This is a genomic window from Serratia sp. CY38905, from assembly GCF_052168875.1.
In the GTDB taxonomy this organism is placed as follows: Bacteria; Pseudomonadota; Gammaproteobacteria; order Enterobacterales; family Enterobacteriaceae; genus Serratia; species Serratia sarumanii.
In genome coordinates this window covers 1,114,492-1,134,344 of the sequence record NZ_JBJNLV010000001.1, presented here as the reverse complement: position 1 = coordinate 1,134,344, position 19,853 = coordinate 1,114,492, and the positions used below count along the sequence as shown (strand labels likewise).

At 62.1% G+C, this 19,853-nt stretch carries 17 protein-coding genes; 11 read left to right on the top strand and 6 right to left on the bottom strand.

Annotation, left to right across the window (positions count from 1 at the left end; translation table 11 throughout):
* Both ACJ8MK_RS05730 and allS read right to left on the bottom strand, forming a co-directional pair.
* Positions 1-906: an SPFH domain-containing protein gene (locus ACJ8MK_RS05730; protein WP_004940203.1), complete on the bottom strand. Its 906-nt coding sequence runs from the start codon at positions 904-906 to the stop codon at positions 1-3.
* 72 nt (positions 907-978) lie between these two features.
* Positions 979-1,893 carry an HTH-type transcriptional activator AllS gene (allS, locus tag ACJ8MK_RS05725; protein ID WP_033653232.1) on the bottom strand — a complete coding sequence of 305 codons (915 nt, stop codon included), beginning with the start codon at positions 1,891-1,893 and terminating at the stop codon, positions 979-981.
* A 353-nt stretch (positions 1,894-2,246) separates the two neighbouring features.
* On the opposite strand from allS, the gene ACJ8MK_RS05720 reads away from it, so the two are divergent.
* The 7 genes from ACJ8MK_RS05720 to ACJ8MK_RS05690 all read left to right on the top strand — a co-directional run bounded on the left by ACJ8MK_RS05720 (position 2,247) and on the right by ACJ8MK_RS05690 (position 9,981).
* Complete coding sequence (locus ACJ8MK_RS05720; RefSeq protein ID WP_033653231.1) at positions 2,247-2,732, top strand: ureidoglycolate lyase; 486 nt, start codon at positions 2,247-2,249, stop codon at positions 2,730-2,732.
* A 70-nt stretch (positions 2,733-2,802) separates the two neighbouring features.
* Positions 2,803-3,618, top strand: a complete 816-nt coding sequence (allR, locus tag ACJ8MK_RS05715; RefSeq protein ID WP_015376892.1) for an HTH-type transcriptional repressor AllR — start codon at positions 2,803-2,805, stop codon at positions 3,616-3,618.
* A gap of 119 nt (positions 3,619-3,737) precedes the next feature.
* Positions 3,738-5,519 carry a glyoxylate carboligase gene (gene gcl, locus ACJ8MK_RS05710; RefSeq protein ID WP_049213828.1) on the top strand — a complete coding sequence of 594 codons (1,782 nt, stop codon included), beginning with the start codon at positions 3,738-3,740 and terminating at the stop codon, positions 5,517-5,519.
* Positions 5,520-5,530: 11 nt separating this feature from the next.
* Positions 5,531-6,310: a hydroxypyruvate isomerase gene (hyi, locus tag ACJ8MK_RS05705; RefSeq protein WP_047568952.1), complete on the top strand. Its 780-nt coding sequence runs from the start codon at positions 5,531-5,533 to the stop codon at positions 6,308-6,310.
* A gap of 10 nt (positions 6,311-6,320) precedes the next feature.
* Positions 6,321-7,202 carry a 2-hydroxy-3-oxopropionate reductase gene (gene glxR, locus ACJ8MK_RS05700; protein ID WP_033653229.1) on the top strand — a complete coding sequence of 294 codons (882 nt, stop codon included), beginning with the start codon at positions 6,321-6,323 and terminating at the stop codon, positions 7,200-7,202.
* A gap of 254 nt (positions 7,203-7,456) precedes the next feature.
* On the top strand, positions 7,457-8,710 hold the full coding sequence (locus tag ACJ8MK_RS05695; protein ID WP_223307168.1) for an MFS transporter: 1,254 nt from the start codon (positions 7,457-7,459) through the stop codon (positions 8,708-8,710).
* Between the two features lie 128 nt (positions 8,711-8,838).
* Positions 8,839-9,981, top strand: a complete 1,143-nt coding sequence (locus tag ACJ8MK_RS05690; RefSeq protein WP_164038775.1) for a glycerate kinase — start codon at positions 8,839-8,841, stop codon at positions 9,979-9,981.
* A gap of 53 nt (positions 9,982-10,034) precedes the next feature.
* Here ACJ8MK_RS05690 and allE read toward each other — a convergent pair whose 3' ends face one another.
* The 4 genes from allE to allD all read right to left on the bottom strand — a co-directional run bounded on the left by allE (position 10,035) and on the right by allD (position 14,602).
* Positions 10,035-10,820, bottom strand: coding sequence for a (S)-ureidoglycine aminohydrolase (gene allE, locus ACJ8MK_RS05685; RefSeq protein WP_033637377.1), 786 nt, complete (start codon positions 10,818-10,820; stop codon positions 10,035-10,037).
* 57 nt (positions 10,821-10,877) lie between these two features.
* The gene (locus tag ACJ8MK_RS05680) at positions 10,878-12,137 is read right to left on the bottom strand and encodes an MFS transporter (protein WP_033653227.1); all 1,260 of its coding nucleotides are present in this window, start codon (positions 12,135-12,137) and stop codon (positions 10,878-10,880) included.
* The gene (allC, locus tag ACJ8MK_RS05675) at positions 12,134-13,381 is read right to left on the bottom strand and encodes an allantoate deiminase (protein ID WP_442517583.1); all 1,248 of its coding nucleotides are present in this window, start codon (positions 13,379-13,381) and stop codon (positions 12,134-12,136) included. Before allC ends, ACJ8MK_RS05680 begins: the two co-directional genes overlap by 4 nt.
* Before the next feature lie 171 nt (positions 13,382-13,552).
* Positions 13,553-14,602 carry an ureidoglycolate dehydrogenase gene (gene allD / locus ACJ8MK_RS05670; RefSeq protein WP_015376901.1) on the bottom strand — a complete coding sequence of 350 codons (1,050 nt, stop codon included), beginning with the start codon at positions 14,600-14,602 and terminating at the stop codon, positions 13,553-13,555.
* 358 nt (positions 14,603-14,960) lie between these two features.
* On the opposite strand from allD, the gene ACJ8MK_RS05665 reads away from it, so the two are divergent.
* From ACJ8MK_RS05665 to ACJ8MK_RS05650, 4 genes are read left to right on the top strand one after another with little or no spacing between them, the layout of a single operon-like run.
* Positions 14,961-16,628: an acyl-CoA synthetase FdrA gene (locus tag ACJ8MK_RS05665; RefSeq protein ID WP_161725982.1), complete on the top strand. Its 1,668-nt coding sequence runs from the start codon at positions 14,961-14,963 to the stop codon at positions 16,626-16,628.
* 9 nt (positions 16,629-16,637) lie between these two features.
* On the top strand, positions 16,638-17,903 hold the full coding sequence (locus ACJ8MK_RS05660; RefSeq protein ID WP_103772593.1) for a DUF1116 domain-containing protein: 1,266 nt from the start codon (positions 16,638-16,640) through the stop codon (positions 17,901-17,903).
* Positions 17,904-17,919: 16 nt separating this feature from the next.
* The gene (locus ACJ8MK_RS05655) at positions 17,920-18,789 is read left to right on the top strand and encodes a DUF2877 domain-containing protein (protein WP_103772592.1); all 870 of its coding nucleotides are present in this window, start codon (positions 17,920-17,922) and stop codon (positions 18,787-18,789) included.
* A 21-nt stretch (positions 18,790-18,810) separates the two neighbouring features.
* Positions 18,811-19,713, top strand: coding sequence for a carbamate kinase (locus ACJ8MK_RS05650; protein ID WP_103772591.1), 903 nt, complete (start codon positions 18,811-18,813; stop codon positions 19,711-19,713).
* Positions 19,714-19,853 lie beyond the last annotated feature (140 nt).

Here is a 19,853-nt window from a genome sequence, read left to right as displayed (position 1 = left end):
TTATTTGCCTTTGCTTTCTTTCAGCAGTTCGGTAATGCCGCCGATCGAGCCGAGCAGGCTGCTGGCGTCCAGCGGCATCATCACCACTTTGCTGTTGTTGGAGGAACCGATCTTCTGCAGCGCGTCGGTGTATTTCTGCGCCACGAAGTAGTTCACCGCCTGAATGTTACCGCTGGCGATGGCGTCGGACACCAGCTGGGTAGCGCGCGCCTCGGCCTCGGCGGCGCGTTCACGCGCTTCCGCCTGCAGGAATGCCGACTGGCGTTCGCCCTCGGCCTTCAGGATCTGCGACTGTTTCTCCCCTTCGGCGCGCAGAATGGCCGCCTGACGCACCCCTTCCGCCTCCAGGATGTCGGCGCGCTTGGTCCGTTCGGCCTTCATCTGGGCGTTCATCGAGGCGATCAGTTCCGCCGGCGGCCGCACGTCGCGGATCTCGATACGGGTGATTTTCACCCCCCACGGATTGGTTGCTTCATCGACGATGTGCAGCAGGCGGCTGTTGATGCTGTCGCGCTGCGACAGCATTTCGTCCAGCTCCATCGAGCCGAGCACGGTGCGGAAGTTGGTCATGGTCAGGTTGACGATCGCCTGTTCGAGGTTGCTGACCTCGTAGGCGGCGCGGGCCGGATCGACCACCTGGATAAAGCACACCGCGTCGATGGCGACGTTGGCGTTATCGCGGGAAATCACCTCCTGCGAGGGAATGTCCAGTACCTGTTCCATCATGTTGATTTTACGGCCGATGCGGTCCATGAACGGCACCACCAGGTTCAGGCCCGGCATCAGCGTTTTGGTGTAGCGGCCGAAGCGTTCTACCGTCCATTGGAACCCCTGCGGCACAATTTTGACGCCGGCGAACACCACAATCAGCGCGACGACGATCACGATGGGGATAAAAGTAAGCATGCAAACCTCCTGTCAGACATATGTAAACAGATATTACGTCAGCGCCGGAAAAATGCCTACCGATACCGAGACTTAATCCAGAGCGCCGATCAAACCCGCGATCAGCGGATCCCGCGTCTGGAACAGGTTGATAAGGGTGCGCACTGCTTCGCCGCCGCGAGCATCGGACCAGGCCAGCGACAGGGGAGAAGACTGGCGCGGGTATTTGAGCTGTTTGGCCACCAACTCGCCGCTCTCCAGATAAGTTTGGCACAGCCGGCGCGGAAGGAAACCGATCCCGAGACCGCGCAGATGGCACTCCAGCTTGGTGCGCAGATCCGGCACCTTGATTTCCTGCTGGCCCGACAGCAGCCAGGCGGTGCGCTTGGCCAAATGGCGTGCGGTATCTTCGACGTTGATCGCGGCGTAAGGGCGCAGCTGCGTTTCGTTCAGCGGATCGGCGGCGGCGGCCAGCGGGTGCGTCGGCGCGATGGCGAACACCCACTCTATTTTGCCCAGCGGCAGCACCTTGATGCTGTTTTCCAGCGATTCGTTGCCCGCCGCGCCGATCGCCAGATGGCAATCCTCATTCAGCAACGCGTCCCACACGCCCATGTACACCTGGCGGGAAATGTGGAATTGGGTGAACGGGTATTTGTCGTGCAGGTGAGTTAACAGCCCGGCTACGGCGGCGGCGTCGTACAGCAGGTTGTTGATCACGATATTCACCTGATGCTCTACGCCGTCGTTGATTTGCCGCAGCTCGCCCGGCATGGCGTCCAGCCAGGTGTGCCACTGGCGGCAGCGTTCCAGCAAATACTCTCCGGCCGGCGTCAGGTTGACGGTGCGGGTGGTGCGGATAAACAGCTGCGTGCCGATGCTCTCTTCCAGCGTTTTGATGCGGTAGCTGATGGTGGCGGTGGTTTTGTGCAGCAGCTCCGCCGCGCGGGAGAAACTTTGGCACTCGGCAACCTTGATAAACGAACGAATGGTTTCGTGATCCAGCATGAGGGGTCCTTGGCTGACACCGCCTTTTCGGTTATCGGTGAGAAGAATCTACTGATGTTGCGGCGCGATAGGCAGCGGCAAAGCGCAACCCCACGATCCCGGTCACAGAATCACCCGATAGCGATGAATATGCGCCGCCCCATTTTGCCCGATGATGAATCAGGCGGTTTTTTAATTCATTGATTTAAGGCAACTAATATTACTCTTCGATCATAAAGTGTGCTGGCGATCTTATTGTGGAAAAATTTTCCAAAAAAATGCTGTCAAATTCACCACGCGCTGTCTAGAGTGAAGGCGTTGGGTGAAATATCGCCGTTCAATCGTCGTCTGGGTCATGCGCTTGGGAGAATCACATGGATTTAGTCATCGAAGAATTAACGCCGGCGGCCTTTGCGCCTTATGGCGATGTATTGCAGATAGAGGGCTCGCGTTTCTTTCATATCAATGACGGGAAAACCGAGCGTTATCACGATCTCGCCAGGATAGAGGTGTCCGACGGCAACCGGGTGCTGGCCAGCATCAACCGGGCGGAACCCTGCGATCTGCCGATGACCTTTTCCCTGTTGGAAAAGCATCCGCTCTCGTCGCAGGCCTTTGTGCCGATGAACGGCGAACGCTTCGTGGTGATCGTCGCCGAACCGGGCGAAACCATCCCCGTCGGCACCCTGCGCGCCTTTATCACCAACGGCAAACAGGGGATCAACTATCATCGCAATGTCTGGCACCACCCGCTGTTCGCCTATGCGAAGGTCACCGACTTTTTCACTATCGATCGCGCGGGCGCCGACAACTGCGTGGTAAGCCGCTTGCCGGAGCCGTATCGCATAGTTTTGGCATAGCGCTGGCCGCACGCCGCGCTGGGCGTTTATCATAGCGTCACCCATGCCGTCACTGACAAAGGAAGCTTGAATGACCGAATTACGCAGGAAAGGACGCCCCGCCACCGAAGCCGGCGCCACCAAAGGAGCGCAGGCGTTGGATCGCGGGCTGGAGATCCTCCAGTACCTGGCCAACGCCGGGGGGAGTTCGTCGGTTTCCGTGCTGTCCGAAAAGCTGGAGTTGCCGCTTTCCACCACCTTCAGGTTGTTGAAAGTGCTGGAGAAATCGGAATTCGTCTTTCAGGATCCACAGCTGGGCTGGTGGCATATCGGCATTCAGTCGTTCACCGTCGGTTCCGCTTACATGAACGATCGCGACGTGGTATCGGTGGCCGGGCCGTTCATGCGCCGGCTGATGCTGCTGTCCGGCGAGACCGCCAACCTGGCGATCCGCAACAATTTCGACGCGGTGCTGATTCGCCAATGCGAGTGCCAGGCGATGGTGCGCATGTGCGCACCGCTGGGCAGCCGTTTGCCGCTGCACGCCTCGGGCGCCGGCAAGGCGCTGCTGTACCCGCTGGCGGAAGAGGAGATGCTGGATCTGATCGTGCGTTCGGGGCTGCAATCCTATACGCCGAAGACGCTGACCAGCGTGAACCTGCTGCGCAAGGATCTGCATCAGTCGCTGGAACAGGGCTACACCATCGACGATGAAGAGCACGCGCTCGGCCTGAACTGCCTGGCTTCGGCGATTTTCGATCGCAACAACAACGTGATCGCCGCCATCTCCATCTCCGGGCCCAGTTCGCGGGTCGGCAAGGAGCGGTTCAAGGAGCTGGGCGAACTGGTGGGTGAAGTGGCCAGAGACATCAGCGCCGCGCTGGGCGAATCGCGCAGCAAGGCGTAAACGTCGCGCGCCGGGCTGAACCGGCGCGGAGCAAGACTCCCCGTTTGATGAGCAAACGGGTTTTTTTGAGCGTAATTTTAAGTTGGAAAAATTTTCCAATAAATTAAGGAGAGCATCACATGGCAATTATGCGAGCGGTAGACGCGGCAATGCACGTGCTGGAAAAAGAAGGGATCACCACCGCGTTCGGCGTGCCCGGCGCGGCGATCAACCCGTTCTACGATGCGATGCGGCGGCACGGCGGCATCAAACACTACCTGGCGCGGCACGTGGAAGGGGCCTCGCACATGGCGGAAGGCTACACCCGCGCCGCCGCCGGCAATATCGGCGTGTGCATCGGCACCTCCGGCCCGGCGGGCACCGACATGATCACCGGCCTTTACTCCGCCTCCGCCGACTCGATCCCGATTCTGTGCATCACCGGCCAGGCGCCGCGTGCGCGTTTGCACAAAGAAGATTTTCAGGCGGTAGACATCGAATCGATCGCCAAGCCGGTGACCAAGATGGCGGTCACCGTGCAGGAGCCGGCGCTGGTGCCGCGTGTGCTGCAGCAGGCGTTCCACCTGATGCGCTCCGGCCGGCCGGGCCCGGTGCTGATCGACCTGCCTTTCGACGTGCAGATGGCGGAGATCGAGTTCGATCCGGACACCTACTCTTCGCTGCCCGCCTATAAGCCGGCGGCCACCCAGATGCAGATCGACAAAGCGCTGGATCTGCTGTGCGCGGCGAAAAAGCCGCTGATCATCGCCGGCGGCGGCATTCACAACGCCGATGCGGCGGATCTGCTGCAGCAGCTGGCGGAGATCTGCAACGTGCCGGTGATCCCGACGCTGATGGGCTGGGGCGCCATTCCGGACGATCACCCGCTGATGGCGGGCATGGCGGGCCTGCAAACCTCGCATCGCTACGGCAACGCCAACCTGCTGGATTCGGATCTGGTGTTCGGCATCGGCAACCGCTGGGCCAACCGCCACACCGGCTCGGTGGACAAGTACACCGCCGGGCGCAAGGTGGTGCACATCGATATCGAGCCGACGCAGATTGGCCGGGTGATCTGCCCGGATCTGGGCATCGTTTCCGACGCGCGCATCGCGCTGCAAATGCTGGTGGACACGGCAAAGCGCCGCTTCGAGCGCGGCGAGTTGCCGAATCGCGACGCCTGGTGCGCCGCCTGTCTGCAGCGCAAGCAAACGCTGCTGCGCAAGACCCACTTCGACAACGTGCCGGTCAAGCCGCAGCGGGTGTATGAAGAGATGAACCGTGCCTTCGGCCGCGACGCCTGCTACGTCACCACCATCGGGCTGTCGCAGATCGCCGCCGCGCAAATGCTGCACGTTTTCGAGCCGCGTCACTGGATCAACGCCGGCCAGGCCGGCCCGCTGGGCTGGACGTTGCCTGCGGCGCTGGGCGTGTGCGCCGCCGATCCGCAGCGCAAGGTGATCGCGCTGTCGGGCGACTATGATTTCCAGTTCATGATCGAAGAGCTGGCGGTCGGCGCGCAGTTCAAGCTGCCCTATATCCACGTGCTGGTGAACAACGCCTACCTGGGGCTGATCCGCCAGGCGCAGCGCGGGTTCGATATGGATTACTGTGTGCAGCTGTCGTTTGAAAACATCAACAACGCGGAGATTGGCGAGTACGGCGTCGATCACGTCAAGGTGGCGGAAGGGCTGGGCTGCAAGGCGCTGCGGGTGTTCAAACCGGAAGAGATCGCGCCGGCGTTCCGTCAGGCCCAGGAACTGATGCAGCAGCACCGGGTGCCGGTGGTGGTGGAAATCATCCTGGAGCGCGTCACCAATATTTCCATGGGCACCGAGCTGGATAACGTCAACGAGTTCGAACCGGTGGCGGCAACGCCGGAAGACGCGCCGACCTCGGTCAACTTCTTTGATTATCGTTGAGGAGCCTTACCATGCCAAAATTTTCAGCCAACCTGTCCATGCTGTTCACCGAAGTCGATTTCATGCAGCGCTTCCGTCGGGCGAAGGAGCAGGGCTTCAGCGCGGTGGAATACATGTTTCCCTATGACTACCCGATCGCCGCGCTGCGCAGCGAACTGGAGGCGCATCGCCTGAGCCAGGTGCTGTTCAACCTGCCGGCCGGCGACTGGGCGGCGGGCGAACGGGGCATCGCCTGCTTGCCGGGGCGCGAAGCGGAGTTCCGCGACGGCGTCGGGCGCGCGATCGAGTATGCGCAGGCGCTGGGCTGCGATCGCATCAACTGCCTGATCGGCAATCCGGATCCCGCCGTCGGCCGCCACGCCACCGACGAACGGGTGAAAGAGAACCTGAGCTACGCCGCCGACGCTCTGGCGCGGCAGAATATCCGCCTGCTGATCGAACCGATCAACCGCTACGACATGCCGCAGTTCTACCTGCAAACCTCCCGGCAGGCAATCGAACTGATCGAAGCGATCGGCAGCCCCAACCTGTATCTGCAGTACGACCTTTACCACATGCAGCGCATGGAGGGAGAGCTGACGCAGACCCTTGAGCGCCTGCTGGCGAAGATCGACCACGTTCAGGTCGCCGACAACCCGGGGCGGCACGAGCCGGGCACCGGCGAAATCAACTGCGAGTTTATCTTCGCGCAGCTGGATCGCATGGGTTACCGCGGCTGGATCGGCTGTGAATACAAACCGCTCACCACCACGGAAAGCGGCCTGTCATGGATTAAAAAATACCTGTCTTGAGGAGATGAAAATGAAAGTGGGATTTATCGGTCTGGGCATCATGGGCGCGCCGATGGCGGAAAAGCTGCTGGCGGGCGGGCACACGCTTTACGCCCATACCCGGCATCAGGTGCCGGCGGCGCTGTTGCAGCAAGGGGCCATTGCCTGCGGCGATCCGCAGCAGGTGGCGGATGAGGCGGACGTGATCTTCATCATGGTGCCGGATACGCCGCAGGTGGAGGAGGTGCTGTTCGGTGAACGCGGCTGCGCCGCCGGCAAGCTGAACGGCAAAGTGGTGGTGGATATGAGCTCCATTTCACCGCTGGAGACCAAGCGGTTCGCGCAGCGCATCAACCAGCTGGGCGCCCAGTACCTGGACGCGCCGGTTTCCGGCGGCGAAGTGGGCGCCAAACAGGGCACGCTGACCATCATGGTGGGGGGCGAGGAAGCGACCTTCGAACGGGTGCAGCCGCTGCTGGCGCTGATGGGCAAGAACATCACGCTGATCGGCGGCAACGGCGACGGGCAAACCTGCAAGGTCGCCAACCAGATCATCGTGGCGTTGACCATCGAAGCGGTCTCTGAGGCGCTGGTGTTCGCCTCGCGCGCCGGCGCCGATCCGGCCCGGGTGCGTGAAGCCCTGATGGGCGGTTTCGCCTCGTCGCGCATTCTGGAGGTGCACGGTGAGCGGATGATCAAGCGGGCGTTCGCGCCAGGGTTCCGCATCTCGCTGCACCAGAAGGATCTTAATCTGGCGCTGCAGGGCGCGAAGGCGCTGGCGCTCAGCCTGCCGAATACCGCCACTTGCCAGGAGTTGTTCAACGTCTGCGCCGCCAATGGCGACGGCGAACTGGATCACTCCGCGCTGGTGCGGGCGCTGGAGATCATGGGCAACCACCGGGTGGCCGGCTAAGAGTACCCCCGGCATTTAATTCGCCGGCTTATCGTTAGAATCAGAGATGTTCGACATTAATAACGCCCTCTTTATGATAAATAAAGAGGGTCCCCGCCAATCCAATAAAAAATGATTCAGCACAATAAAAAGTAAAAAGCAGGATGCCAACCGAGGAGACACTGAATATGGCAACCGATAATGCTGTTATTGATAAAGATATTCTTACCGCCCCTGACAAAAACCGTTTATATCGAAAAATCGCCTGGCGCATTATGCCCATTTTATTAGTGAGCTATATCGTCGGTTATCTCGATCGGGTTGGCATTTCGTTTTCGAAATTTCAAATGATGCCCGATATTCTGAACGGCAATGTCTCGATGGCCGAAGCCGTTTACGGGCTGGGCGCCGGGGTGTTTTTCATCGGCTATATCATCGCCGGGGTACCCAGTAACATTCTGCTGAGCCGCTACGGCGCCAGAAAGATCATCGCGCTGCTGATGGTGGTGTGGGGGGCGATTTCGATGCTGAGCATCTTTATCACCAACCCCTGGCAATTCTACCTGGCGCGTTTCCTGCTGGGGCTGGCGGAGGCCGGCTTCTACCCCGGCGTGATCCTCTATCTGACGCTGTGGTTCCCGTCCAGCCAGCGCGCCAAGATGACCGCGCTGTTCGTGTGCGGCATCCCGGTCAGCAACATCATCGGCGGCCCGCTGTGCGGGTGGATCATCGAGCACATGAACGGCCTGATGAATCTCTCCGGCTGGCAGTGGCTGTTCTTTATCAGCGGCCCGCGCGCGCTGCTGATCGCCATCGTCATCTTCTGTTTCCTGGATAACACCTATCAGAGCGCCAAGTGGCTCAGCCCGCAGGAGAAGGCGCTGATCAAAGAGGATATGGCGCAGAGCGCGCCGCGCCAGGGCGCCGCCGGCGGGCAGGAGTGGACGATGAAAAGCATGCTGAGATCGTCCGCGTTCACCAAAATGTGGCTGATTTGCTTCTGCACCGTGATGGGCCAGGGCGGGCTGGCGTTTTGGGTGCCGACCATCATTCGCGACACCGGCGTGACCTCGGTGATGGATATCGGCCTGCTGACCATGCTGCCGTACATGCTGGCGGTGGTGGCGATGCTGGTGGCCGCGCGCAGTTCGGACAAGCATCGCGAGCGGCGCTGGCACATCATCGTGCCGTTCTGCATCGCCGCGGTGTCGCTGATCTTCATCGGCCTGTTCCCGGACAACAAGCACGTGGTGATGGCGGCGCTGTGCGTGGCGGTGGCGTCGAGCCTGGTGCCCTCGCCGCTGTTCTGGAGCCTGCCGAACGCCATCTTTACCGGCACCTGCGCCGCGGCGGGCATTGCGCTCATCAATTCCATCGCCAACATCGGCGGTTTTATTTCGCCTTATATCATCGGCTATTTCAAACAGCTGACCCACAGCAATTTGGCGGCGATGTGCGTCTTGTCGACGATGATGATACTGGGGGCGATATTAACCTACAGCGTGCCGGCGAAATGGGTCAATAAATAACGCTTCCCTTCATCTTCATTAAATAGTCGGCAACAGTTTTATTTTATTTCGCCATGCATTTCTCATCTGATTATTTCAGCGGGGGAAGGCATGGCCATTTTTATTTCGTCTCGAATAAAGGAGGCAGCATGAAAATTGTTATTGCACCGGATTCATTTAAAGAAAGCGTCAGCGCAGAACGGGCGGCGCGGGCGATCGCGCGCGGCTTCCACGAGGTTTATCCCGATGCCGAGTGCGTCTGCCTGCCGATCGCCGACGGCGGCGAAGGCACGGTGGACGCGCTGGTGGCCGCCACCGGCGGGCGCAAGGTGACGGTATCGGCGACGGGGCCGCTGGGGGAACGGGTGGCGGCGTTTTACGGCATCAGCGGCGACGGCAAGACGGCGGTGATCGAAATGGCGGCGGCCAGCGGATTGATGCTGACGCCGGCGGCGCGCCGTAACCCGCTGCTGGCGACCAGCTACGGCACCGGCGAACTGATCCGGCATGCGCTGGATCAGGGCATTCGCCACCTGATCCTCGGCATCGGCGGCAGCGCCACGGTGGATGGCGGCGTCGGCATGGTGCAGGCGCTGGGCGGGCGCTTCTACCGCCCGGACGGCAAGGCGCTGCCGTGGGGCGGCGGCGAGCTGGCGACGCTGAGCGGCATCGATCTCTCCGCGCTGGATGCGCGCCTGCGGCAGTGCCGGATCGAGGTCGCCTGCGACGTAGACAATCCGCTGGTGGGGCCGCGCGGCGCGGCGGCGGTGTTCGGGCCGCAGAAGGGTGCGACGGCGGCGATGGTGGCGCAGTTGGAACAGGGCCTGACGCAGTATGCTGAGGTGATCCGCCAGAGCACCGGTCACGACGTGCGGCACGTCGCCGGCGGCGGGGCGGCGGGTGGCATGGGGATCGCCTGCCAGGTGTTTCTCGGCGCAACGCTGAAGCCGGGTATCGAGATCGTGATGGCGGCGCTGGGCCTGGAGCAGGCGCTGGCGGAGGCCGATCTGCTGATCACCGGCGAAGGGCGCATCGACAGCCAAACGCTGGGCGGCAAGGCGCTGTCCGGCGTCGCCCGTCTGGCGCGGGCGCGCGGTTTGCCGGTCATCGCGCTGGCCGGCGTGGTGGAGGAAGGGGCGGAGGCGCTGCACGCGCAGGGAATAGACGCGATGTTCAGCATTCTGCCGCGCCTGAGTGCGCTGGAGGCCGCGCTGTCGCAAGGGGAGCTCAACCTGCAGCGCAGCGCCGCCAACGTCGCCCGCGCGATGCGCATCGGCCGGCGATTGGGATAAAAAAGAAGGCCACGCTGCGCGAGCAGGTGGCCTTGGTTTTGGCGGCGAAGCGCTTACGGCTCGACGTCGCGGTTGCAGTCCTTGGAGTAGATGTAGCTGAAGGTTTCCTGGCCCACCGCATAGCCCGCCTGCTGCACATAGGCACCCATGAAGATATAGTCGCCTTGCTTCACCGGCATCCATTCATTGTCCAGGTTGTACACACCGGCGCCGCTGAGAATGTAGGCGCCATGCTCCTGCACGTGGGTCTCGATGTAGCCGTGGCTGGCGCCGGGGGCGAAGGAGAGGATGTGCATATTCATGTCGAAGCCCAGATCTTTCGGCAGCAGATCCTGCAGGATCACCTCGCTCATGCCTTCGTAGTGGATCTTTTCCAGGTTGGCGACGTTGTTGCTGACCACGTGCGCCTCGTAACCCTTGATGCGCTGGTAGCGGCGCTTGTAGAGGAACAGGCGGCTGGATTGGCCGCCGTTGGCGTTTTCCAGCCGCAGGGTGACGCCCGCCGGGCAGTAAAGGTAGCCGCCGGCGGTCAGCGGGTAGTCGGTGGCGTCGGCGGAAGCGGTGATGGCGCCGTCGATGACGTACACGAAGGTTTCGATCTCTTCGCCGCCAAAGCCTTTGGTGTTGCGGCCGCAGTCGTGCAGCGTTACCAGATAATCGACGAAGGTGGCGCCCAGTTTCGGCGTCGACAAGATGGTGACGTCGCAGTTTTCAAAACCGGGAATGACGTTGCGCACCAGGCCGTTCGGCGGGATCAGCGCATAGTTGCCGCGTTTGATGATGGCGCGCGTTGACAGAATGTCGGTTGGATATCCGGTTTGATTGTTGAAGTAACCCACGTTGATTCTCCTGATCGTTGAAAGGGCGCCGCGGCGGCGCCCGGTAAAAAAGCGCCGTCAGGCCTCGGTGGCCGTTCGGGTTGGCGTAGTGCGTTTCATCAAGACGTTGACGGTGAAGAAAATGGCGGTCCCCACCAGCAGGATGGCGGCGGAGATGTAAAACCCCATCACCTTGGAGCCGGTGCTGTCGGAGATCACGCCGGTCAGGAAGGGGGCGATCACCGACGAGGACATGCCGAAGAAGTTGAACACGCCGAAGCTGGTGCCATAGCCTTTCTTCGGCGCGTTGTCGGCGACGAAGGAGATCATGATCGGATCGACCGCCAGCTTGCCCAGCAACCCGTACAGGATCAGGCTGATCAGCAGCATGGTGGAGTCCGGCGAAATGACGGTGCAAACCAGCATCACCGCCGCGCACAGCTCGAGGAAAATGATCAGCTGCACCTTCTTGTTGCGGAAACGGTCGGACATGCGGCTGAAGAACAGCGCGCCCGGCACCGACGCGAACGCCACCAGGGCGGAGGAGAAGCCGATGGCCACCCCTTCAAAGCCGCGCTCTTGCTGCAGGAACGAGGGCAGCCAGGTGACTATCATGTAGTAGCCGTAGCAGGTGGCGAAGTACATCGCGTAGGCGGAGATCATGCGCAGGCTGAACAGGCCGCTGGGCTGGCCGTCCTCCTCGGGCTCCGCAGCCGTCGGCGCAACGGTCTGGCTGACGGCCGCCGCGGCTTGAGGCTGCGAGCCTTTGATGACCACGGCGAACACCAGCGTCATCACTACCAGCAGGCCGGTGATGATGAACAGCATGATCTGCCAGTTCATGTTGAAGCTTTTCACCAGCAGGCTGGAGGCGATCAGGCCGATGGCCATGCCGAGCGCCGAGCCGCTGTTGATCACCGCGGTTGCCAGGCCACGGCGTTCCAGCGGGATATTCTCCGACGACAGGGAGTAGGCCGAGCCGTAGTAAGAGCCGCAGCCCATGCCCGCCAGCAGGCTGCCGGCATAGACCATGGTCAGGCTGGTGGCGTTGCCGATCAGCAGCGTGGCGATGATGAACAGACAGAAGCCCGGGATCAGCACCACCTTCTTGCCGAATTTGTCCACCAGGATGCCTGCCGGGATCTGCATCCCGGTGTAGGCGAAGAAGTAGAAGCTGGCGATCAGCCCCATTTCCGCATTGGAGTGCGCGCCGATGGTTTGTTGGATCTCGGGGAAAATCGGCGTCAGGACGGTGCGATAGATCCAGATCACCGCCCAGCCCAGACAGAGCACGACGACGATCTTTTTCCAGTAGCGCGGGTCGATGTCGTTGCTCATGCCTCGGCCCCCTGTTCGGTGTAGGCCAGCTGATACAGCGTCTGCGCCAGGATTTTCACCCCTTCGTTCAAATCGGCGACGGCGGTTTTTTCCGCCGGGTTATGGCTGATGCCGGCGATGCTCGGCACGAACATCATCACCGTCGGCACGCGCGGGGCGAAGATTTGCGAGTCGTGTCCGGCGCCGCTGTGCATCATGCGGTAATTCAGCCGCTGCGTTTCGCACAGGCGGCTGACGCAGGCCACCAGCTGTTCGTTCATCGGGATCGGCGCTTCGTCCATCCACAGATCGATCTCGGCCTCGATGCCCATCTCGGCGCAGATGCGCTGGATATCCTGCTCGATCTCCTGCGTGAAGCGCAGCAGCGCGGCCTGATCGGTGTGGCGGCAGTCGAGGGTGAAGTGGGTGAAGCCCGGCACCACGTTGACGGTGTTCGGCTTCGGCTCCACCTTGCCGAAGGTCAGCACCAGCGGATCGCCCTCGGCGCGCGCCTTGGCGATCGATTCGCAGCAGATGCGGCTGAAGGCGTGCACGGTATCCCGGCGGTAGCTCATCGGGGTGGTGCCGGCGTGGTTGGCTTCGCCCTGCAGCCGCACGTCATAACGCCGTTGGCCGACGATGCTGGTCACCACGCCGATGGTTTTGCCTTCGGTTTCCAGCACCTTGCCCTGTTCGATATGGATCTCGACGAAGGCCGCGATGTCGCTGCGCAGCGGCTGATGCGGCGGAGGGAAATCGAAACCGGCGTCGTGCATGGCGTTAACGAAGCCGACCCCCTTGGCGTCCGTAATGTGCTGCACGTCTTCCCGCCGGGCCAGGCCGACGATGTTCTTGCTGCCCCAGAACACATAAGGGAAGCGGCTGCCTTCTTCTTCCGCCAGCGCGATGACTTCCAGGCTGCGCAGCGGCGGGCCGTAGGTGTCCTTGAGGTGTTTGATCGCCATGAAGGCGGCTTCGATACCGAACTGGCCGTCGAGGTTGCCGCCGTTGACCACCGTGTCGATGTGTGAACCGGAGAGAATCACCTGGTCGGGGTATTTGCTGCCCTCCAGCCGGCCGAACAGGTTGCCGACCGCATCAAAATGGGTGCTCAGCCCGGCGGCCTCGAAGGCGTTTTTCAGCGCGTGCTGCGCTTCGATCCATTCCGGGGTATAAAGCAGACGCGTCATGCCGCCGCTGGGGTCGGCGCCGATTTTCGATAACCAGCCGGAAATATCACGGATTTCTTGTTGGAAGTCTTTCATGTTTACCTGCCCGCATGTTGTGTCTCAGCGGCGATGCGGCCAGGGCGGAGGCTATTCGCCGCCGGCCGACCTATTGCGCTGAGCGCGCTGATGAAGGTTTTCTTTTTTCTCCCCGGCTCAGAAATATCAACCGCGAGCCGCGGCGTAAAAAGCCCACGATAATAGAGTGCGTTAACTGGCGAAGGGATCTTTATGGTCGTAAGAACGCTGGTAAATAGCATTTGAAATTAAGTATTGATAAATATCGTCGACGATTTCGATACCGTTTTTCTCGCTTTCCATTTCACGCGCATGGCTGTTCTGCCCTGGATAAAGCACTTTGCTGACGCCCGGCGCCGGCTTAACGGCATTCAACTCTTTCATGACCTGGCTGATATTTTTACGGAACGCCGATTCGTTGGTGAAATAACCCGGATTCAGGACGATATGCAATTGGCCCAATTCCCGGCCGGCGCTGAGATCGTGATACATCGAGCTGACGTGTTTGCCGAACGGCAGGCCGAGCAAAATGCCCGACAGCACGTCGACCATCATCATCAGGCCGTAGCCTTTCGGCCCGGCGATCGGCAGCAGCCCGCTGACGGCGAACGGATCGGTGGTGTGCTTGCCCTCGGCGTCCACCGCCCAGGTGTCGGGGATGGCGGCGTTGCGCGAGCGGGCGTCCAGCACTTTGCCCCAGGCCTGCACGGTGGTGGCCATATCGAAGGTGATCAGCTCGTCGCCTTCGCCCGGCGCGGAGAAGGCGATGGGGTTGGTGCCGTAGTAGACCTCGGCGCCGCCGTACGGCACCACCATCGGATCGGACTGGCACAGCGAAATGCCGACCATGCCGGCGCGCGCCGCCTGCTGCACGAAGTACGACAGCGCCCCGCTGTGGCCGATGCGGCGCACGCCCACCACCGCCACGCCGTTCTCTTTCGCCATTTCAATGGCGCGATCCATGCTCAGCTTGGCCGCCACGTGCCCGGCGCCGTTGTCGCCGTCGAAAATGGCGCTGCAGGGGCCGGTTTTCTCAAAGGTGAAATGCGGGTGATTATTGGTGCCGCCTTTGCTGATGCGTTCGGAATAGTATTCGACCCTGACCGCACCGTGAGAATGAATGCCGCGCGCATCGGCATGAACCAGCACGTCGGCGACGATGCCGGCGTGTTCCTGGCTCAGGCCGGCGGCGTGAATTTTTTGCTGGATAAGCTGATGTAATTGTTGTTTAGAGACCTTCATATATAGTCCTTTTATCACTACGGTTTATTTAATTCGCCTCTGCGTTGTAATGTATAAATACCGGGGGGGAATAATGTGATCCAGATGCGTTTTATCCGATTGGATTAAAAATTCGTTGAATTAAATCGCCATTGTTAGAAGTTTTTTTATAAATACTTTTTCCCTTCTGGATTAACTAATATTCAGGTGATTAAGTTATTTTTTCTAACAATGGATAAAGTGTGACCGTACTCACCTCGGGGCGCGGTTTTAATTTGTAGCTTGATAATTAACCTTTTCGCTGAATTCAATGCGTCGCCGTGCCGCCGGTGCGGGAAATATTGCCGATATTATTAAATGCTGTCTTAAGGATATCACCATGATCCATGCTTTTATTAAAAAGGGGAGCTTTCAGGATTCCGTCAGCCTGATGTTGATCTCCCGCAAACTCAGTGAATCTCCCAAGGTCGAGGAAATATCCGTCATGATGGGGACACCGGCCAATAAATCCTTATTGGAGGTGACCGGTTTCTGGCACCCGCAGTTTAGCGAAGCGACGCCGAACGATATTTGCGTGGCGATCAAGGCGGAGTCCGCCGACGAGACGATCGCCGAGGAGATTGGCGCGGCGCTGGAGACGGCGCTCAAGGCGATTGCGCAGGGCAGCCAGGGCGGCAAAAAACTGCTGCGGGCGCGCAGCTGGCGCACCGCCAGGCAGAAGCTGCCCGCCGCCAATCTGGCGCTGATCTCGATCGCCGGCGAATATGCGGCGGAGCTGGCGGATAGCGCGCTGGAAGACGGCTGCAACGTGATGATGTTCTCTGACAACGTCAGCCCGGCGCAGGAAGTGGCGCTGAAAACCAAGGCGCGCGAACGCGGGCTGATCGTGATGGGGCCGGACTGCGGCACCGCCTGCATCGCCGGCGCGCCGCTGGCGTTCGCCAATGTGGCGCCCGCCGGATCTATCGGCGTGGTGGGCGCCTCCGGCACCGGCATTCAGGAACTGATTTCGCAAATTACCCTGGCAGGCCAGGGCATCTCGCACGCCATTGGCCTCGGCGGGCGGGATTTGACGGCGGAGATCGGCGGCATCAGCGCCATCAGCGCGCTGCGCATGCTGGCGGCGGATCCGCAGAGTCTGGTGCTGGCGTTCGTGTCCAAACCGCCGGCGCCCGAGGTGCGCCAGCGGGTGATCGACGAGATGAAAGCGCTCGGTAAGCCGGTAGTGGCGCTGTTCCTCGGCGCGCAGTCCGCCGTGCGTCAGGAGGGCAACATCACGTTCGCCGCCACGCTGGATGAAGCGGCGCGGCTGGCGGCGGTGCTGGGCTACGTGCAGCAACAGGCGGCACAACAGCCCGCGGTGCCCGGCGGCAAAATCGCCGGGCTGTACGCCGGCGGCACGCTGGCGGCCGAATGCGCGATGCTGCTGGCGGAAAAACTGTCCCTGCCGGTGGATAGCGAGCACCCGCGCGGCGCCATGCTGATGGCCGACGGCCATCGCATCATCGACATGGGCGATGACTTTTATACCCAGGGGCGACCGCACCCGATGATTGACCCGACCGCCCGCAATCAAGAAATCGCCCGCCTGGCACAGCAGCCGCAGACCGGCGTGTTGCTGCTGGACGTGGTGATCGGCTTCGGCGCTCAGGACGATCCGGCGGCGTCGCTGGCGGCCGAGGTGGCCAACGTGCGCGCGGCGCGCGGCGCGGCCCACCCGCTGGCGGCGATCGCCACCGTCACCGGCACCGAACAGGATCCACAGCAGCGCTCGCGGCAAATCGCCACCCTGCAGGAGGCCGGCATCGCGGTGATGCCGTCGCTGCCGGCGGCGGTCGCGTTGGCGCACCAGCTGATTACCCCCGTCTTACCCGCACCTGAACGCGAACGGCCGGCCTTGCTGGACGGCGTCGCGGTGATCAACGCCGGGCTGCGCAGCTTCGCCGATGACCTGCAAACCAGCGACATTCCGGTGGTGCATTACCAGTGGGCGCCGGTGGCCGGTGGCGATCAACGATTAGCCAACATCTTGAAAAAATTAAAGTAAGGAACCGCTATGTACGCAACGATTGAGCAAGCAAACGCCGCCGTTATCGCCCGTATCCGCGAGGCGCGCCCGCACTGGCAGGATGTGGATCTGGCGCACCGTTTGATCCCGCAGCTGGCCGAAGGGCGCAAGCTGCTGCACGCCGGCCCGCCGGTCACCTGGCAAGAGATGAGCGGCCCGGTGCGCGGCGCCTGCATCGGCGCCTGCCTGTTCGAAGGCTGGGCGCAGGATGAGCAGCAGGCGCTGGCGCTGCTGGAGCAGGGGGAAATCGAATTCATCCCGTGCCACAGCGTGAGCGCGGTGGGGCCGATGGGCGGCATCACCTCGGCCCACATGCCGATGGTAGTGGTCAGGAACACCGTTCACGGCAACTACGCCTACTGCAACATGAACGAAGGCATCGGCAAGGTGATGCGCTTCGGCGCCTACGGCGAGGACGTGCAGCAGCGCCTGCGCTGGATGCGCGACTCGCTGGCCCCGGTGTTGAAAGCGGTACTGGCGACGCTGGAGGAGGGGATCGATCTGACCGCGCTGATGGCGCAGGCGATCAGCATGGGGGACGAATTCCACCAGCGCAATATCGCGGCCTCGGCGCTGCTGATGCGCAGGCTGGCGCCGGAGATTAGCCTGCTGCCGCGCGATAAGGCGGAGCTGGCGCAGGTGATGCATTTCCTCAGCATCACCGATCAGTTCTTCCTCAATCTGGCGATGGCCTACTGCAAGGCGGCGATGGACGCCGGGGCGGAGATTGAGCAGGGCACCATCGTCACGGTAATGACCCGCAACGGCAAGAACTTCGGTATTAAGATCAGCGGGATGGGCGATCGTTGGTTCACCGCCCCCGTCAATACGCCGGAAGGGCTGTTCTTCTCCGGTTTCAGCCAGGCAGACGCCAACCCGGACATCGGCGACAGCGCGATCACCGAAACTTTCGGCATTGGCGGCGCGGCGATGGTCGCGGCACCGGGCGTGACGCGCTTCGTCGGAGCTTCCGGCGGCATGAGCGCCGCCACCGACATCTCCGAGGAAATGGCGGAGATCTACCTCGAGCGCAACATGATGCTGCAGATCCCGACCTGGGACTTCCAGGGCGCCTGCCTGGGGCTGGATGCGCGCCGGGTGGTGGAAACCGGCATCACGCCGCTGATCAACACCGGCATCGCCCACCGCGAAGCCGGGGTCGGGCAAATTGGCGCCGGCACGGTGCGCGCGCCGCTCGGCTGCTTCGAGAAAGCGATCGAAGCGCTGGCCGATAAGCTCGGCATCACGGCGTAAGCGAACGGAGGGGCGTATGGACATTATCGCGTTGGCCGGCAGCCGCCATGCGACGCAAGACTACGGCGCGCTGCGCTGCGTCGGCAGCTTCAACAACGCGATCAATTTCCTGACGGAAAACGCGCGGCTGCTGACGCTGCACCGCGCCGGCAGCGGCCTGAGCCCGATGGGGTGGCAGCTCGGTACGCGGGATTTCGATCGCGTGCGGCGTGCGGCGCCGTCCGTAGGGCGCTGCGCCTTCTCCGCCGCAGGCATCACGTTGGATGGGCTCCTGGTGCGGCCCGCCGCCGCGGCGCGGGATCTGGCGCTGACATCGCGCGCGGCCATTGCCGATCGGCCGCTGACGGCGGTATTGCAGCGCTGCACGGCGCAGTGCGGGTTACACGGCGAGCTGGGCCGATTGGTGAGGCAGCCGTTAACGCGGGAGCCGGCCGCGCTGGTGCGGGATTTCTCCCGTTGGCTGCGGGGCGACACGGTCGACTGGCGCCAGGCGCTGGGCAAGGGGCCGGGGCTGACGCCGAGCAACGACGACACCTTGCTCGGCCTGCTGCTGAGCGCGCACCTCGACAGCCGCATTCAGGTCGCCGGGCTGGCGCCGTTTTTCGCCCAGACGCCACCGCTGGACGCGCTGACCACGCTGGTGAGCGCGCATTACCTGCGTTACGCCGAGCAGGGCGTGTTCGCCACGCCGCTGCATGCGTTGGCGCTGGGGCTGCGGGCGCCTGAAGAGGTATCGGCGGCGGTGGCGGCGGTGCTGAGCCTGGGGCACTTCTCGGGAGCGGACACGCTGCTGGGCATGTGGCTGGGGGTGACGACGATTAACGCACTGTGCGGCGCGCGGTGTGAACACGAGGGCCGGATCGCGGATCCGGCCGGGACGGTATGATTTCAACTACGGGTGCAAACCATGAAAACCTTGGTCATTGCGTTGGGTGGCAACGCCCTGTTGCAGCGCGGAGCCGTGCTCTCTGCGGAAAATCAGTATAAGAGCATCGCCCTCATCGCCGACGCCATCGGCAAGCTGGCGCAGAAATACCGCATCGCCATCGTGCACGGCAACGGGCCGCAGGTGGGGCTGCTGGCGTTGCAGAACCTGGCGTACCGCGACGTGCCGCCCTATCCGCTGGATATTCTGGTGGCCGAAAGCCAGGGCATGATCGGCTATATGCTGGCGCAGCAGTTGAGCGCCAGCCATCCGCAGCAGCCGGTGTCCACGCTGCTGACGCGGGTGCTGGTGGATGCGCAGGATGCGGATTATCTGGCGCCGAGCAAGTTCATCGGGCCGGTGTATGCGCCGGAACAGCGGCAGGCGCTGGAGGCCAAATACGGCTGGACGCTGAAGGCGGACGGCAACTACATCCGCCGGGTGGTGCCTTCGCCGGCGCCGCAAAAGATCCTCGACATCGAGGCGATCACGCTGCTGCTGTCGCAGCGGCACATCGTGATCTGCAACGGCGGCGGCGGTATTCCGATGATCGCCGACGAGCGTGGGCTGACGGGCAGCGAAGCGGTGATCGATAAAGATCTGGCGGCGGCGCTGTTGGCGGAGCAGGTGGGGGCCGATCATCTGGTGATCCTCACCGACGCCGACGCGGTGTATCAGGAGTGGGGCACGCCGCGCCAGCGCGCCATTCGGCGCGCCACCACGCAGGAGCTGGCGCCGATGGCGGTGGCGGACGGCGCCATGGGGCCGAAGATCATGGCGGTCAGCCGCTTCGTCGATCGCACCGGGCGGACGGCCCATATCGGCGGCCTGCAGGATATCGACGCGGTGCTGGCGGGCCAGGCCGGCACCTCTATTTTGCCTTAGCCGCCGTCGGTTTATCCGCGCCCGCGTTGGCGCGGATAAGTATGCCTAAATGGCATGATTTCAATAATTTTTATTCATTTCATGATGTTGCTCGCCTTGGCTAGAGTAAAAACACCCCGGTATTTACCGTCAAAAATTTG